This is a genomic window from Gammaproteobacteria bacterium, from assembly GCA_013214945.1.
GTDB lineage: Bacteria > Pseudomonadota > Gammaproteobacteria > Enterobacterales > Psychrobiaceae > Psychrobium.
The window spans coordinates 22,846-39,923 of the sequence record JABSRT010000028.1 but is presented as its reverse complement, the minus strand read 5'-3'; the positions used below and the strand labels follow the sequence as shown (position 1 = coordinate 39,923).

General features: G+C 42.9%; 10 protein-coding genes. 5 read left to right on the top strand and 5 right to left on the bottom strand.

Annotation, left to right across the window (positions count from 1 at the left end; all coding sequences use genetic code 11):
- Positions 1-45: 45 nt before the first annotated feature.
- Entirely contained in the window at positions 46-3,837 is a 3,792-nt protein-coding gene (locus HRU23_17750; GenBank protein NRA55986.1) for a translocation/assembly module TamB, read from the bottom strand.
- On the bottom strand, positions 3,834-5,594 hold the full coding sequence (locus HRU23_17745; GenBank protein NRA55985.1) for an outer membrane protein assembly factor: 1,761 nt from the start codon (positions 5,592-5,594) through the stop codon (positions 3,834-3,836). Before HRU23_17745 ends, HRU23_17750 begins: the two co-directional genes overlap by 4 nt.
- A 161-nt stretch (positions 5,595-5,755) precedes the next feature.
- Here HRU23_17745 and dinB point away from each other — a divergent pair, with 161 nt between their 5' ends.
- Positions 5,756-6,808, top strand: a complete 1,053-nt coding sequence (dinB, locus tag HRU23_17740; protein NRA55984.1) for a DNA polymerase IV — start codon at positions 5,756-5,758, stop codon at positions 6,806-6,808.
- 25 nt (positions 6,809-6,833) lie between these two features.
- Here the strand turns inward: dinB and HRU23_17735 are convergent, their stop codons facing one another.
- Complete coding sequence (locus tag HRU23_17735; protein ID NRA55983.1) at positions 6,834-8,291, bottom strand: aminoacyl-histidine dipeptidase; 1,458 nt, start codon at positions 8,289-8,291, stop codon at positions 6,834-6,836.
- A 299-nt stretch (positions 8,292-8,590) separates the two neighbouring features.
- Here HRU23_17735 and HRU23_17730 point away from each other — a divergent pair, with 299 nt between their 5' ends.
- Positions 8,591-9,880: an NCS2 family permease gene (locus HRU23_17730; GenBank protein NRA55982.1), complete on the top strand. Its 1,290-nt coding sequence runs from the start codon at positions 8,591-8,593 to the stop codon at positions 9,878-9,880.
- 152 nt (positions 9,881-10,032) lie between these two features.
- Entirely contained in the window at positions 10,033-11,571 is a 1,539-nt protein-coding gene (locus HRU23_17725) for a methyl-accepting chemotaxis protein (protein NRA55981.1), read from the top strand.
- Between the two features lie 14 nt (positions 11,572-11,585).
- Here HRU23_17725 and xseA read toward each other — a convergent pair whose 3' ends face one another.
- On the bottom strand, positions 11,586-12,932 hold the full coding sequence (gene xseA / locus HRU23_17720) for an exodeoxyribonuclease VII large subunit (protein NRA55980.1): 1,347 nt from the start codon (positions 12,930-12,932) through the stop codon (positions 11,586-11,588).
- A 118-nt stretch (positions 12,933-13,050) separates the two neighbouring features.
- A complete protein-coding gene (locus HRU23_17715) occupies positions 13,051-13,614 on the bottom strand; it encodes a hypoxanthine phosphoribosyltransferase (protein ID NRA55979.1) in 564 nt (187 codons plus the stop codon).
- Between the two features lie 259 nt (positions 13,615-13,873).
- On the opposite strand from HRU23_17715, the gene guaB reads away from it, so the two are divergent.
- Together guaB and guaA are read left to right on the top strand one after the other, a co-directional pair.
- On the top strand, positions 13,874-15,343 hold the full coding sequence (gene guaB / locus HRU23_17710; GenBank protein ID NRA55978.1) for an IMP dehydrogenase: 1,470 nt from the start codon (positions 13,874-13,876) through the stop codon (positions 15,341-15,343).
- A 79-nt stretch (positions 15,344-15,422) separates the two neighbouring features.
- Positions 15,423-16,994 (top strand): glutamine-hydrolyzing GMP synthase, encoded by a 1,572-nt coding sequence (gene guaA / locus HRU23_17705; GenBank protein NRA55977.1) that lies wholly within the window; start codon positions 15,423-15,425, stop codon positions 16,992-16,994.
- Positions 16,995-17,078: the final 84 nt, after the last annotated feature.

Here is a 17,078-nt window from a genome sequence, read left to right as displayed (position 1 = left end):
GTTTGCCCTTTTTTATGATAAATGGATAAGTTGGCATACTTGTTATCAGTCGAAATCGAACAGATACAGTAAATCAAGTGCTTCGTCGGTACCTTTGATGATATCTACAAATAATTTTGGCATGAGTTGATAGCGAATAGTTAACTCCGGTTGCGAGTCAAACACGCCGATCGCGTAACGCAGTTCAACGTTGGGCGCAATATAACCACTGACTTCCACGGCGGTATCATCACCACTGCCTTTGGTATTAAAGCTCATATCTGAAATACCGACACTATTACCAATATCGTTAACTAAATCACCAGAACCTTCAATACCACTGCTAAGTAACATGCCAATTAACATACTTTCACCCGTGGTTGAGTCTTCACTGTTGATCTGGCGCCCCCGCAGTAAATACGAAATAGCTTCTTGTTGTGACATCGCTGGCTCAGAAAATATCGTTAGGGTGGGTCGTTTGGCTGGCCCGGTAATATTAATGCCTGCGATAACATTATCTTGAGTTAAATCTGGTTCTCGAATGGCTTCAATATCTAGATAGGGTTGACTCAACGCTCCAGTAAACAGCATTTTTCCTTGGCGAATATCAAGGTTTTGTCCCATTGCTTTATACTTTGCATCAATTAAATTGAGCTCGCCATGACCGGTTAAGGGGCTCTTGACCGATTGCGCTAATTTTAGTTGACCAGTTAACGATGACGTTAGACCAAAGGCATCAATGTTGAAATTTTCTTTAATCAGTACATCAACATCAAGCGCTAACGCCAGTTTATTAGCGGGTGGTTCAACGGGTGGAGCGTCACTGATAATAATGACATCATCGGATAGGCTGACCGCCGATTGTGGTAGTTTGTTTATTTTGACCTTGCCTTTATCAATGCTGACATCGCCACCAATCGCCAATAATGCTTTGGTGTAATTAATATTGATATTTGGACTAAAGGTAACCGACAAATCGCTGGTCGGTGCAACGGTCATATTCGAACCTGAAATGGTCAAATCGCCGCTTATCTCGGGCTGCCACTGCAGCTGGCCAGTCACTTTACCTGTGCCTTGACCTAGTATGAAGTTACTGACAATGTCGGCCTTGTTGCCAGCAAGAGTAATGTTTGCGGTTAGTTTATCTATATTTGTTGGCAGTGATTGACCCGTGATATGACCTTGCTTAAGCGTAATGTCACCAAATAACAGCGGTGCTTCGAGCGTGCCACCAAGGGTTGTTTGGCTATTGATAATACCGGTTAAGATCTCAACATCAGGTAAGAATGCTTTAAACGGCGCAAGATTAATCTGCGATAACTCAAGCTTACCTTGCAATGGCGCATTAGGTTTTAACCGCGCAGCACTGGCATTTAATAAAAGAGAACCAATCTCTGGCGAGTGAACGGCAACATGTAACTTATTGTGCTGCGAATTTACGGTTAGCTTGACCAGTAATTGTTGATAATGACTTATAAAGTCACCTTGTTGCGTTTCAACTTTAATTTGGCCTTGTGGGCTTGACAAGGTAGCGTCTAGTTTTGGCGCTGCATTAGGTTGCCAGCTCGCTGTGGCACTAAGTTCGACTAAACCCTGCAGGTTTGTTTGCTCTAACAAAGGAGCTAACTGACTAATGTTAAAATTATTTAACGCAAGATTTAGCCGACCTGCTGTGCCTATAGTGCTGGGCTGGGTTAAACACAGGCTAGGAGCAATACCGACTTGCTCTGTCGTGGGGCTAGTTAACTGCAGCCAGCAATGTTTAGCTATTTTTAGCTGTTGAGTTTTTGTATTAACCCCAATCGCTAATGGTGCGGTTATTGCCCACCGACCGAGTATCGCATCGATACTCGCTTGAGATAATTTACCTAACCACTGTTGCTGACGATAACCACCCTTAAGCGCCAATTGTACTGAGCCTTGATTACTGGTTAGTTGCACCTCTGCTTGGTGTTTAAGCCAGCTACCGTTAAAATTTACCGACGCTTGCGAGATTTGTTGCTGGGCGAGTTCAAGCTGATTGAGTTTTATCGCAAGATTATTCTTCGATTGCGCATTGGTTGATATCGTGCCATTAACTGACAGCTTTTTAAGCGTTAATTGCTCAGCGTTGGCGTTAATATTGCTGGCTTGCAAAGCTATTTTTATGGTCGGGTTCGTTGTGTTGCCACTCAGTTCGAGATCGGCCAATAAACTGCCGGTTATTTGCGGCACTGATTGACTTAAATCATTGGCATTAATGTTAGCCTTGAGTGCGATAGTTTGGTCAATAGTGCCATTAACTAGCAGGCTATTACTGCCATTCTTAAGCAGTAGCTGCTGCACTTGCCACAAGCCGTAAGGTGATTTTTTACCTGAGTTAGTTGCGGTATTTACCGAACGACCGTTGATTTTACCTGAAAGCTGCAACGGGTTATTTTGCCAGTGGCCATTCAGATTGATCTTATCAAGCGCAACCTGCCACTTTTCACCGTTCAATTGACCAATGCTGTGAAAATCGCCATTGAGCTTTGCTTTTATCGCTGGCCATTTTTTATCAGGTTCAATGTTGGCTAAATTCAGTTTGGCTTGCCAGCTTAAACCGTCATGCCACTTGAGCGTTGCGCTACTATTTATCTGACCATTGAGGGTATTAATTTTTAACGTATTTAGGGTTAAGCCACCTTGGCTGGCAATGCCTTGCGCTGAAACTGTGGTCGCCGGAATTTGATCGCCAACCACACCTGTCGCCAAACTGAAAGTCAGCTGCTGCAAACTGCCACTCGCATTGAGTTGACCGGGCTCTACTTTAATCGGCTGGTTAGGTACAGTAAAAGCTAACCAGTTGGCGGCGAGATCAAAGGGTAAATGTGGCTGTAATAGATCGAGGGTGGCGTTGATGTTTGTATTGAACTGGCCCTGACTGGCAAGCTTAGTGTTTAGCTTGTTTAATGAGCCATATAGATTGATATCAATGGTGTTTTCACCAACACCAAGTGCTGGTTCGGTTTTAATGATTGAGGTGAATTTTAGTGGATAATTATTGGTTAAGCTGACAGCGCCTTCAAGATTTATCTTTGCGAAAGCATGCTCAAGCGTTAACTTTTCAATGGTAAGTTGCTGTTGCTTTGCATTGGCATTAAGCGTCAGTCTGGCAATTTTTTCAATCTTATCACCGTTAATGATCGTGGTATCGATAATGGCTAAGCGATTAATAACAATGGCCAAAGGCAGAGTTATTTCAGGCAGTTCAATTGCTTTGTTGTTATCACTGGTTGCTGCTTGTTTTGATGTTTGAGCAGTGCTGACTTTGACGGCGTTTTTCGGCGGTGCTAATTTTGCGGTTAAGCCGACTAAATTTAAATCATTCACGGTTAAGCTTGAGTCGCTAAACGCTAAGGCTAGCTGCAACTGTTGCCAACTAATTTGATGACTATTAACGGTTAGTTTGAGTTGATTAATCGCTAGGTTATTGAGCTTAAACCACAGTGGTAAATCAATGTTAGTGACTGGCTGTTGCTGCTTAGGTTGAGGTTGCGATGTGGCTGGGGTTACATCAATCGTCAGATTATCGAGGGTAATATCGTCGATGCAAATGCCGCCATTACGTAGGCATCGCCAATCCCAATTAATCTTCAACGTAGCAGCTTTAAGCTCTATTGTTGCTAACTTAATAGATATGTCATTTAAAACGGGATCATTAAATAACGAACCTTGGCTAAGCTTAATGTCGATCGCGGGTTCAATTTGCTGCACGGCTTTAATGAGCAGGCGATTGCCCCAGTGACTGCCGACTAATACAGAGATTAATAATAGTAAGGTTAATAGGGACCAACCCAAATAACGGACGACTTTATAAGCGGTTTGTTTATTACTCATAACGGTGGCCCAATTGAAAAGCTTAGTCTAAAAGGTTTATCGTAATCAGAGTTACTCTCATCACTGGTGAGGCCAAAGGAAAAATCGACCTTAATTGGACCTACTGGTGTTATCCAGCGCACCCCAAAGCCGACATCAGTTTTTAGCGCCTCGGAAAAATTATTGGTGGTGGTGCCAGCATCAATAAAAGTGGCCAGTCGCCATTTTGGTGCAATTAAATAACTATATTCTAACGAGAGGTTAACTTGATACAAACCACCGGTTAATTCATCTTGCTTACTGGGCGAAATGCTCTCAAATTTATAGGCACGTAAGTTCTCATCACCCCCACCAAATAAGCGCATAGAGACAGGAACATCCTCAATGGATTTGGCCAAAATGGCCGCTAAATCACCAGCGGCAATAAATTGATGTTTAGTCTGATAACTTCGCAGCCATTTGGAACGTAATTTAAACTTAACTAAGTTAGCATCAGAGCCCCAACCTTGATGACCAAGCTCCAGACTCATGATCTGTTTATCCCCCCAATAAGGAGTGAAGCCACCCTTTAAGCGAGTGCGAGCGTAACTAATGCCAGGAATAATATTGGTGGTTAACAATTGTTGTTCGCCTTGAATGGCATCTTCGCGCTCGAATTTGAGGAATGTGCCACGTTTCCAGCCACTGTTTAGCAGTTCATTGTGGTGCAGTTGAAATGAATAGATGGTGCTTCTGGTGTCATTTTGATCAATATTTTGCCAGCCTAAAGTCGCCGTCGCGTAATTGTCGTTGGGATCTTCAATCGGTACTTTGTAGCTGGCTGCAAAAGACTGCTCCAGCTTGGCAAGTTTGAGTTCGCTGGTAATGCTGTGGCCGTATTTATTGAGCCAAGGTTTAGTCCACTTGATGCGCCCACGAGGACCAGAGTTAGAAGATGCCCCCGCGCCTACTTCGACGGAATTAGCTGGCTTTTCAACTAAATTGACATAAATCGGCACGGTTGAGTCGACCGCTTTATTTAAGTCAGGGAAAACCTCAATCGCTGAAAAATATTTACTGCGTGATAGCGCGGTATTATATTTCGCGAGCAGCACACTGTCATAGGGTTCGTTAACCGCAAAGGGCAACATCGATAAAATAAGTTCTTGAGCTGGGCTTGGTTGTTGAAATATCAGTTCACCAAAAGAGAAGCGATCACCACTGTGAAATATCAGCGTAATCTGTGCCTGATTCAATTGGGGATTAATAGTTACGGTGCTGGTTTGCCAACGCGCTTTAAAATACCCTTTGGTGACAGCTATATCACTAAAAGCATTTTTAAAACTCTGATAATTACCGTGGTTAAATCGATCCCCTAGTTTGAGCGCTTCGCTGTGAATTAAGTCGCTAAATTGAGGATCGGTTTCGGCCATGCCAACAAGTGAAATGTTCAGTTTGGAAATTGTGGTTGCTGGGCCCTGATCGATGATTATTTTGGCTAAATACTCTTGGTCATCGTAGCTGGTGGTAATGGCGATAATCGGTTGATAATACCCAATTGCTTGCAGTGCTTTAATCGTGTTTTTTTTGAGTTCTAACTGCCATGCTCTTAAATTTTTAGGCGAGCTAGCAAAAATATTCTCAACATAGAGTTGAACATTATCTTGCGCTTCACTGCTAAGTTGATCATTGAGGGCACTAATCTCAAACTCGGTTGAAGCGGAAGTTTGAGCAGCACGTGCAGCAAAGGTGATAGAAAATAACACCCAGCATAATGCAAGTATCGAAATGGTCTTCATTAACCGTAAAATATCCTTAAGCTTGAGTGAAATTACATGATGGAAATAGCATGTTAACCGCGTGAAGCTGAATCTCAGATTAAAACACTAGCAATGGCTACTGTGTTAATATACAGTGGTGCTTGGTGCTGCAATAAATAAGTATATCGGGTTATTCTCTAATGGTTAAGATTATTCACATTGATATGGATTGTTTTTTCGCGGCGGTCGAAATACGCGATAATCCACTGCTAGCTGGCCAACCTGTTGCCGTTGGTGGTGATAGTGAGCGCCGTGGTGTTATTTCGACCTGTAATTATCTGGCTCGTGAGTGGGGCGTGCGCAGTGCTATGGCAACGGCTAAAGCCAAGCAACTGTGCCCTCAACTAATATTGGTGCCAGGGCGGATGGAAGTTTATCAACAAGTGTCGGAGCAAATTCGGGCTATTTTCCATCAGTATAGCGCGTTAATCGAACCTCTATCACTGGACGAAGCCTATATTGATGTCACTGACTGTCAAGCATGTCAGGGGAGTGCAACCTTAATTGCAGAACAAATTCGGCAGCAGATATTTGAACAAACAGGTTTAACTGCTTCGGCGGGCATTGCGCCCAATAAGTTTATGGCAAAAATTGCGTCAGACTTAAACAAGCCCAATGGTCAATATGTGATAACGCCCGATCAGGTCGATCAATTTTCGTTAAACCTGCCTCTGAGCAAAATCCCAGGGGTCGGTACGGTGACGCAAGAAAAACTAAGCCGATTCGGTCTATTAACCGGGCGTGACGTTCGCGCTGTTGACCAACAATTTATGCTCGATAACTTTGGTAAATTAGGTTTGGCCATTGCGCAACGTTGCTTAGGTATTGATTTGCGGCCTGTTGAGCCGAGCAGGCCCAGAAAGTCGGTTGGGGTTGAAACGACATTAATGAGTGATATTTCAACGCCACAGCAGTGCATTGCATTGATTGAGCAGCTCTATATAGAGTTAACCCGCCGCATAGCAAAGTCAGACTCGACGTTAGTGATCGCCAAACAAGGCATTAAACTGAAATTTAATGATTTTCAATCGACCACGGTGGAAAAAATCAGCGCAACTGCAAATTATGACTTATATCTACTATTACTAGAGCAGGCACTTAAGCGGCGCAATGGTCGCAGTATTCGACTAATCGGGCTCAATGTCGGTTTAAGCAGTGAGTCAGCATCGACTCACCAGCTCGATTTGTTTTAATACATACTATATATAGTAAGTTTAGTTATGCACGCTCTGGAATATTTTTCAAAATAGCTAACGTCAGTTGCCAAAAGCGGTCAACGGTGGCTATTTCTACCTTTTCATCCGGTGAATGTGGAAAACAAATGGTCGGGCCATAAGACAGCATATCCCAATGCGGGTAGGCATCTTTAAATAAGCCACACTCAAGGCCGGCATGAATGACCATGATTTTAGGCACCTGACCAAATAACTCCTCATAAGTATTACGTACCACTTGCATTATGTTTGAGTCTGCTACGGGTTGCCAGCCGGGGTAGGCACCAGAAAAATCGATTGTTGCACCCGCTAAAGTGAAAACAGATTCAAGCATGTTTTGAACATCGACTCGGCGTGAGTCAAGCAAAGAGCGGATCAAACATTGAATATAAATTTCGTTGTGACGCGTTTGAATAACACCTAAGTTGTTTGATGTCTCGACCACGCCGTCAACATCATCACTCATTCGCAATACGCCATGCGGGCAGGCATATAGGGCGGCTAAAATATTCGTTTGCAGCCCTTGTTCTAATACTTGTTCGGGTAAATCGTCAGGGTCGAGAAAAACAGCTAACTCGGGCTCTGTTTTAGCAAGCTCAGCTTGTAGGGTGGTGGTTATAAGCTGTAAATCTTGTTGCAATGCTTTTACTAACGCTGTTGGAATGACAAGTTCAGCTGTCGCTTCACGGGGCAGGGCATTACGTAAGCTACCGCCGTTAAAACTGACTAAACGGATCGGGTAGGTTTTGCTTAACTCAAACAATACTCGAGCGAGTATTTTATTGGCATTACCACGACCGAGGTGAATGTCGACCCCAGAGTGACCACCACGTAGTCCTTCGATAACCAGACTAAAGCCACTATGTTGTTGTGGTGTTGGTTCAAAATTTAGGTTAAAACGGATATTGGCGTCAACGCCGCCCGCACAGCCCATATAGATTTCACCTTCATCTTCTGAATCGGTATTTAGTAATATTTCACCTTCTAATAAACCGGGCTTAAGACCGAATGCGCCAGTCATCCCCATTTCTTCATCGATGGTGAGCAGTGCCTCTAGTGGTCCATGCTCAATAGTCGGATCATCTAATACGGCTAAAATAGCACTTAAGCCGATGCCATTATCAGCGCCAAGCGTGGTGCCTTGAGCTGTAACCCAATCGCCATCAATATAAGGCTTAATTGGATCTTTGGTGAAGTCATGTACTTGGTTATTATTTTTTTGTGGCACCATGTCTAGGTGCGCTTGCAAGATCACGCCTTTGCGATTTTCAAAGCCCGGACTTGCTGGTTTCTTGATAATGATATTGCCAACGCTATCACGGCAAACATCGAGCGACTTTGATTGCGCCCATTGCACAATATGCTGTGCTAATGCTTCCTCGTGCTTTGATGGATGAGGAATACTACAAAGTTGGGCGAACCAGTCCCAAACTGGTTTTGGAGCAAGGGTTGAAATGGTCACAAGAAAGTCCTTAAAACAAAAATATTAACAGCATACACACCTCACGATTAATATCGTTATTTATAGTAAATAAACTCTGAAGATACTGTAAGTCAAACTTTACGCTATCGAGTTGATTGTCAAATAAAATTCAAACTGCTTTAGTACGATCTTGCGAGATATCTTACCTAAATAGTCAAATATGCTTGCTAAAGTGTGACCTAAAGCGCATAATCGCGCGCTTTAAAACACCGCAATGTCTATCTTGGAGTTCAAGAATACATTGCAATCTATCTTTACGATTTGGAGTAATGCGCGTCATGTTGCAGCAACTGTTTCAGTTAAATGAACACAACACCAATGTTAAACGAGAAGTTATTGGTGGGATCACCACGTTCTTAACTATGGCTTATATCATTTTTGTTAACCCCTCAATGCTTGAAGCTGCCGGAATGGATAATGGCGCTGTATTTGTAGCGACCTGTCTAGCGGCCGCGATTGGTTGTTTTATTATGGGCTTTGTCGCCAACTACCCGATTGCTTTAGCACCTGGTATGGGTCTAAATGCATTTTTCACCTATACCGTTGTTATGGAAATGGGTTATAGCTGGGAAGTAGCACTAGGTGGTGTTTTCATCTCTGGCGTGCTTTTTGTAATCATGAGCTTATTTAAAGTAAGAGAATGGATTGTCGATAGCATTCCACAATCATTACGCTACGGCATTGCGGCTGGTATTGGTTTATTCTTAGCAATTATTGCACTAAAAAATGCAGGTATTGTTGTTGATAGCCCAGCGACGTTAGTGACTTTAGGTGATGTTACAGCATTCCCTGCGATAATGACTGCCTTGGGTTTATTTATCATTGTTGGTCTTACTCACCGTGGTATTAACGGTGCTGTGATGATCTCAATCTTGCTTATTACCGTTCTGGGCGTAGCATTTGGAGATATCTCATATAACGGTATTATCTCTATGCCACCATCGTTGGCTCCAACATTTATGCATATGGATCTGACTGGTGCATTAGAAGTTGGCATGATCAGTGTTATTTTTGCTTTCTTGTTTGTTGATTTGTTTGATACCTCGGGTACCCTGATTGCAGTTGCACAACGCGGCGGTCTACTTGATGAGCAAGGGAAATTACCACGTTTAGGCAAGGCATTATTAGCTGATTCTACAGCGACTATGGCTGGCGCTGTACTTGGTACATCAACTACAACTAGTTATGTTGAGTCAACCGCTGGTGTTGCTGCTGGTGGCCGTACTGGTTTAACCGCAGTAGTTGTTGGTATTTTGTTCTTGCTAGCGCTGTTCTTTGCACCTCTTGCCGGTATGGTTCCTGCGTATGCAACCGCTGGTGCATTGCTTTATGTTGCAGTATTGATGATGTCGAGTCTGATTAATATTGAATGGGAAGACTTAACCGAAGCCGTTCCTGTTGTTATAGCAGCAATCATGATGCCACTAACATTTTCAATAGCTAATGGCATTATCTTTGGTTTTATTGCTTACGTTGGCGTTAAAGCATTCTCAGGTCGTTTCGCTGACTTAACGGTTAGTGTTGTAGCTCTGTCAGTATTGTTTGTCGCTAAAATTGCTTTTTTCTAAATAAATAAGCACATAAGCCGATCAATAAAAGATATATCTCTTTATTGATCGGCTAGTTATTTCTTATTATTACCCGCACGTTTGTCATCCCCTGTTATTTATAAAATGACTGCTATAATTTATATCTAGCCCCTATTAAGGTTTGATATGTTATGGCTCAAAATAACTCTCAAGAAGTAAAATTCCCTCCGTCCCAACAGCTTGTTTCAATAACAGATAAGCGCGGTATTATCACCTATGTTAATGATGCTTTTGCGCTAATTTCAGGTTACAGCCAAGAAGAGTTGATCGGTAAACCACACAATATTGTGCGTCATGCTGATATGCCCAAAGCGGCGTTTGCTGATTTGTGGAGCAAGCTTAAACATGACCAGGCTTGGCGTGGAATGGTGAAAAACCGCTGTAAAGATGGTCGCTATTACTGGGTTGATGCATACGTTACGCCGCTAACTGAACATGGTGTTACTGTTGGTTATCAATCGGTTAGAGCCTGCCCTAGCGCTGAGCAAATTAGTGCTGCAGTCAAGCTTTATGCGCAATTGAATGCAGGCAGGAAAATTACCGATTTTCACGCTAATCTACCCCTGAAGCAAATGTTAGGTAGTTTAGTATTACTATGTATGCTGATTGGGCAATATTGGATTACTAAAAATCTGTCGGTAGTCGGCTTGTCATTATTGTCTTTTGTATTGCTGCTGGTGATTTTTAGCGAGGAGCTTATCAAGCTACCGCAATACTTAATGCGGCTCCAGAAAAAAATAGCCAGTCCTTCAAGTATTATCTTTAGTGGGAAAGGCTTGGTGGCAATCGCAGATTATGCATTGCAGTTGTCGCAAGCTAAATTAAGAACAGTGTTGGGTCGGTGTACCGACTATAGTGTGAATATAGTGGATGTGACACACACACTAGATACGTCGTCAAAGTCCACATTAGCGGGGTTAATTGAACAGGGTAAGCACCTCGAGCAATTAATAACAGCAGTAAGCGAAATGAGTAAATCAATTGAGCAAATAAGTCTCAATACCAATGATTCAACTCAACGTGTGACTAGCGTTGGTGAGCAATGTCAGGAGGCCATTGTATTAATCGATACAACTGAATCAACTATCTCTAAAGTGGCTGAAAATGTCGCATCAGCAGCGCAGGCTGCTCAATCGCTTATTTCAGAAGCCGATGCAATATCCAATATCATGAGCGAAATAAAGGGGATTGCTGACCAAACCAATCTGTTAGCGTTAAATGCTGCTATCGAGGCGGCCAGAGCAGGTGAGCAAGGGCGAGGTTTTGCTGTCGTTGCTGATGAAGTCAGAACATTGGCTAGTCGGACTCAAAATGCGACGGAGCAAATTCAAAATTCGGTGGTTACTTTACAGAGAACTTTATCAACCTGGAGCGAAATGATGCTTGGAAACAAGGTTCAAGCACAACAGAGCTGCCAGCAAAGTCAAGACATTCGTCAGGCGATGATCCAGATCTCAACTTTAATGGATCAAGCAACTGGTGCAGCGATTGAAATTTCGAGCATTACCGAACAACAAGGTGTGGTGGCTAGCCAAATTAGCAGTAGTGTATCGACCGTTGAAAAAATTGGTCAAGATAATAACGAGCAAGCTGAACAAATCCAAATAAACTGCGATAAGTTAAGAGAAAGTGCCCAGAATCTTAAAGATTTAACCAGTACCTTTGAATAATTAACCTGAGCTATTTAAGATTTACTAAGCTTGGTGATTACCGACGTTATTTTACCCTGACTTAATTGGTTAACAATAATTTGATCAGGCTGTAATTGACTGCTGTCTTTAATGACATTCATTTGTTCGTCATAAGTAATGCTATAGCCACGTTCAAGCACCGCTAATGGACTGACACTATTGAGCTCTCGCAATTTTGCGTGCAGCGCCGCTTGTTTGGTTGCTAGCAACCCAGTTGCAGCCTGTTTAAGCCTAATTACCAGTTGCTGGTGGCGCTCTATGAATTGATTCAGCGCTGGCTGAGGTGTATGGACGAGCAAGCGCTGACTAAGCTGGTTTAATCTGTGGTTGTCCTGCTTAAGTCGTCGACTAATGTTTTGACTTAACTTACTTGATAATTCATCTAAATACTGGGCTTGTTGTTGCAACCGATATTTAGGATCTTGCTGCACTAAACGTTGAGTCAGCCCTTGCAATGTTATTTGCCGAGCAGCAATGCTGGCATTGATTACGGCGTTTAATGATTGCTGACAATAGCTGATGCGTTGACGCAGTTCTTCGGTGGTATCGACCGCTATTTCAGCCGCGGCCGACGGTGTTGGCGCGCGGTAATCGGCGACAAAATCACTGATAGTGACGTCAACTTCATGTCCTACGGCACTAATAATTGGTAAATTAGAATCGAAAATTGTCCGCGCTAAAATCTCGTCATTAAAACACCATAAATCTTCAAGCGAACCACCGCCACGGCCGACAATCAGCAGTTCAACTTCATTACGATGGTTGGCAAGATTAATCGCGTTGATGATGTCGTTAGCCGCTTGCATACCCTGCACTAAAACGGGATAAATGATGACATCAACGGTCGGGTTTCGACGCTTTAATACGGTTAAAATATCTTGGATGGCTGCGCCAGTCGGTGAGGTAATAACCCCTATTTTCTTCGGTGCATTCGGTAGTGGCTTTTTATGCTCACTGGCAAACAGACCTTCGCTAGTGAGTTGGGCTTTAAGCTGTTCAAACTGCTGTTGTAATAAACCATCACCAGCGACATCCATTACATCAACCAATAACTGATAATCACCGCGGGGTTCATAAACACTGAGGTTAGCTTTGACCAAAATTTGCTGACCATTTTGAGGTCGAAACTTAACAGCACGGTTACGACTTTTAAACATTGCACACTTAACTTGCGAACGCGCATCTTTAAGGGTGAAATACCAATGCCCAGATGACGCCGCGACAAAATTCGAAATTTCAGCATTTAACCAAATCCGGCCAAAATTACCTTCGAGCAAACGCTTAATTTCATTGTTTAGCTTGGAAACATTATAGATATTTTGTGATGGACTTAGTGGCATCGTTAGGGATTCATCAGTAGTCGGCGATATATGGTCAGTAGTGTATAGCGTCACTGTAGTTGAAACAATAAAAAAGGCCCCAGAGGGCCTTTAGTTTTAGACTGAAAATAACTCGTACTTAGTCCATTTGGCGAATACGTTCTTTTAACACTTCAAGACCTGGCTTGTCATTAAGCAGTTCTTCTTTGGTTAATCCGGTTAACTCATGCGGAAAAACTAGCCATTCGTCTGTTTCATATAGATAAAAATCAGGTACTCGGTCAGTTTTGTTATTTTGAGGTTTATAATACGGAGTCGCGATCTTAATAATAGGCGTATTACGGCGACATTTCTTGGTTAAATCTTCAATAATTTGCGCCACGCTTAAGCCCGAATCATAAACATCGTCAACGATCAATAAGGTGTCTTCAGCATTAACATTTTTAATAATGTAATCAAGACCATGAACACGAACATTAGATACACGTTGTTCAATTCCTGTGTACGATGAAGTACGGATTGAAATGTGATCGGTTTTAATCCCAAAAAAGTCCAACAGCTCTTGCACTGCAATGCCTACAGGGGTGCCCCCGCGCCACACGCCGATGATGTAATCTGGGCGACAACCGCTGTCGAGGACTTTTAAACCCAAGTTATAAGAATCGTCGAGTAATTGTTGCGCATCAATGTATTTTTTTGTCATGGTGTGAACTCTACCGCTGGAAAATAATGATTATAGACTATGTAAATATTTGGCGAGATTATAACGAATTGTTTTTATCATTACATTGATAAATTGCCGTTTCCACGATTTTTTCCACCAAATGCTCATTTTCAATAGTTAACGAACAGTACCAAGTTTAAAATAATTACAAATAGTGATTTACGAACGCCTGCATATCTCCTATAATATGTCCGCAATATTTTATACCTTTTTCCTCTTATTTTGGTGAGATGTTGCAATGCTAAGAATCGCACAAGAAGCACTAACGTTTGACGACGTTCTACTCGTTCCAGGACATTCTACTGTCCTTCCCCACACCGCAGATTTACGAACTAAATTAACCCAAACAATCAGTTTGAATATCCCGATGCTATCAGCGTCAATGGATACTGTTACTGAAGCTCGGTTAGCCATTGCTTTGGCTCAAGAGGGTGGTATTGGCTTTGTTCATAAAAACATGACGATCAAAGCGCAAGCGCATCAAGTATCGTTAGTTAAAAAGTTTGAATCTGGTGTTGTTACTTCACCCGTGACCGTTAGCCCTAACGTAACGATCCGCGAAATCAATGAAATGCGTAAAAAACTAGGTTTCTCTGGATTCCCAGTCGTTGATGAAAATAACCTATTGGTTGGTATTATCACTTCGCGCGATATTCGTTTTGCGACTAACCTCGATAAGCCAGCGTCAGTACTAATGACGCCAAAAGACAAGCTTGTTACGGTAAAAGCGGGTGAAAAATCAGACCAAGTATTGCACTTAATGCACGAGCACCGAATTGAGAAAATTCTGGTTGTTGACGATGCTTTTAAGTTACAAGGTATGATCACAGTAAAAGATTTCCAAAAAGCTGAAGACAAACCAAACGCTTGTAAAGATGACGAAGGTCGTTTACGTGTTGGTGCTGCAGTAGGTTGTGGCGAAGGTACCGATGAACGGATTGCAGCACTTGTTGCCGCTGGCGTTGATGTGTTACTGATTGATACTTCTCATGGTCATTCGCAAGGCGTGTTAGACCGGATCAAGAAAACTCGCAGTGAATACCCAGATTTACAGATTATTGGTGGCAACGTTGCTACTGGCGCTGGTGCATTAGCAATTGCTGATGCTGGTGCCAATGCGGTTAAAGTCGGCATCGGCCCGGGTTCTATCTGTACCACGCGTATTGTTACTGGTGTTGGTGTGCCACAAATTACTGCAGTCTCAGACGCGGTTGACGCGCTAGTGGGTCGTGGCATTCCGGTTATTGCCGATGGCGGTATCCGCTTTTCTGGTGACATCGCTAAAGCGTTAGTTGCTGGCGCTAGTTGTGTGATGATGGGTTCTATGTTCGCGGGCACTGAAGAAGCACCTGGTGAAGTTGAACTGTATCAAGGTCGTTACTACAAATCTTACCGTGGTATGGGTTCTATTGGCGCAATGGATCAACGTGACGGTTCATCTGATCGTTACTTCCAAACCAGTAACGAAGCATCAAAGCTTGTTCCTGAAGGCATTGAAGGCCGAGTAGCTTACAAAGGCCCAATGACCGCGATTATTCATCAGCAGCTTGGCGGTATCCGCAGCGCGATGGGTTTAACCGGTTGTGCCACGATTGTCGAGCTAGGCACTAAGGCCGAATTCGTTAAGATTACTTCAGCAGGTATGGGTGAGTCACACGTTCATGACGTGACCATTACTAAAGAAGCACCAAACTACCGCATGGGCTAAACGCCAAGTACATAGCAGATAGGGCAGGGGCTGTTTTTAGCGGTCTCTGCCTTTTAACTTAATAATTTAAAGGTTTCTCATGAGCAACATACATGACCATCGTATATTAATCCTTGATTTTGGATCGCAGTATACTCAACTTATCGCTCGCCGCATTCGTGAACTTGGCGTTTATTGTGAACTTTGGGGCTGGGATGTTTCGGAAGAAAAAATCCGTGAATTTAATCCAAACGGTATCATTTTATCAGGTGGCCCAGAATCAGTAACACTAAAAGATTCACCTGCTGCACCTGCTTATGTTTTTGAAGCTGGTGTACCGGTATTAGGCGTATGTTATGGCATGCAAACCATGTCAGCACAGCTTGGCGGCAGCGTTGAAACATCAAATGAACGTGAGTTTGGTTATGCTAAAGTGGAATTGGTTGGTGAGTCAGCATTATTTAAAAATATTGAAGACGAACTTATCGACGGTAACTCTTTCTTAGATGTTTGGATGAGCCACGGTGATAAAGTCGCGACTATTCCAGCAAGCTTTCAAACAATTGCTAAAACAGATAGCTGTCCTTATGCGGCAATGGCTGATGAAGAACGTCGTTTCTACGGGGTTCAATTCCACCCTGAAGTTACACATACCAAGCAAGGCGGTCGTTTATTAGAGCGTTTTGTGGTTGATATTTGTGGCTGTGAAAAGAACTGGACTGCGGGTTCTATCATTGACGATGCTATCGCTCGCATTAAAGAGCAAGTCGGCGATGATGAAGTTATTCTTGGTTTGTCTGGCGGCGTTGATTCGTCTGTTACCGCTATGCTGCTTCAGCGCGCGATTGGCGACAAGCTAACGTGTGTTTTTGTTGATAACGGTTTATTACGTTTAAATGAAGCTGAGCAAGTAATGGACATGTTTGGCGATCATTTCGGCTTAAAGATTATTCATATCGAAGGCGAGCAACGTTTCCTTGATGCCTTAAAAGGTGAAGACGAACCAGAAGCTAAGCGTAAAATCATTGGTCATGTCTTTGTTGATATCTTTGATGAAGAATCTAAAAAGCTTGAAAACGCTAAATGGTTAGCACAGGGCACTATTTACCCTGATGTTATCGAATCTGCTGCTGCTGGCACGGGTAAAGCGCATGTAATTAAATCACACCATAACGTTGGTGGTTTGCCAGACGACATGGAAATGGGCTTAGTTGAGCCATTACGTGAGTTATTTAAAGATGAAGTTCGCCGCATTGGTTTAGAGCTTGGTTTACCATACGACATGTTATACCGTCACCCGTTCCCAGGGCCTGGTTTAGGTGTGCGTGTACTTGGTGAAGTGAAAAAAGAATACTGTGATTTATTACGCCGCGCTGACGCAATCTTCATTGAAGAACTGCATAAAGCAGACATGTACCACAAAGTAAGTCAGGCATTCACCGTATTCCTACCGGTTAAGTCGGTTGGCGTAATGGGTGACGGTCGTAAGTACGACTGGGTAGTGTCACTACGTTGTGTTGAAACTGTTGATTTCATGACGGCCATTTGGTCGCATCTTCCTTACGAATTGTTAGGACATGTTTCTAACCGAATTATCAATGAAATTGATGGTATCTCTCGGGTAGTTTATGACATCAGTGGTAAGCCGCCAGCAACGATTGAGTGGGAATAAATACTTAATTTTACTTTGATTAAGTAGATAAAAAGCCTGCCGTGTGCAGGCTTTTTTATTGATGAAACGTAGTTTAAGGACGTT

Coding starts and splice junctions, on each gene's coding strand:
- HRU23_17730 (NRA55982.1), top strand. CDS start 8,591: ATGTTGCAGCAACTGTTTCAGTTAAATGAACACAACACCAATGTTAAA.
- guaB (NRA55978.1), top strand. CDS start 13,874: ATGCTAAGAATCGCACAAGAAGCACTAACGTTTGACGACGTTCTACTC.
- dinB (NRA55984.1), top strand. CDS start 5,756: ATGGTTAAGATTATTCACATTGATATGGATTGTTTTTTCGCGGCGGTC.
- xseA (NRA55980.1), bottom strand. CDS start 12,932: ATGCCACTAAGTCCATCACAAAATATCTATAATGTTTCCAAGCTAAAC.
- HRU23_17745 (NRA55985.1), bottom strand. CDS start 5,594: ATGAAGACCATTTCGATACTTGCATTATGCTGGGTGTTATTTTCTATC.
- HRU23_17715 (NRA55979.1), bottom strand. CDS start 13,614: ATGACAAAAAAATACATTGATGCGCAACAATTACTCGACGATTCTTAT.
- HRU23_17725 (NRA55981.1), top strand. CDS start 10,033: ATGGCTCAAAATAACTCTCAAGAAGTAAAATTCCCTCCGTCCCAACAG.
- guaA (NRA55977.1), top strand. CDS start 15,423: ATGAGCAACATACATGACCATCGTATATTAATCCTTGATTTTGGATCG.
- HRU23_17750 (NRA55986.1), bottom strand. CDS start 3,837: ATGAGTAATAAACAAACCGCTTATAAAGTCGTCCGTTATTTGGGTTGG.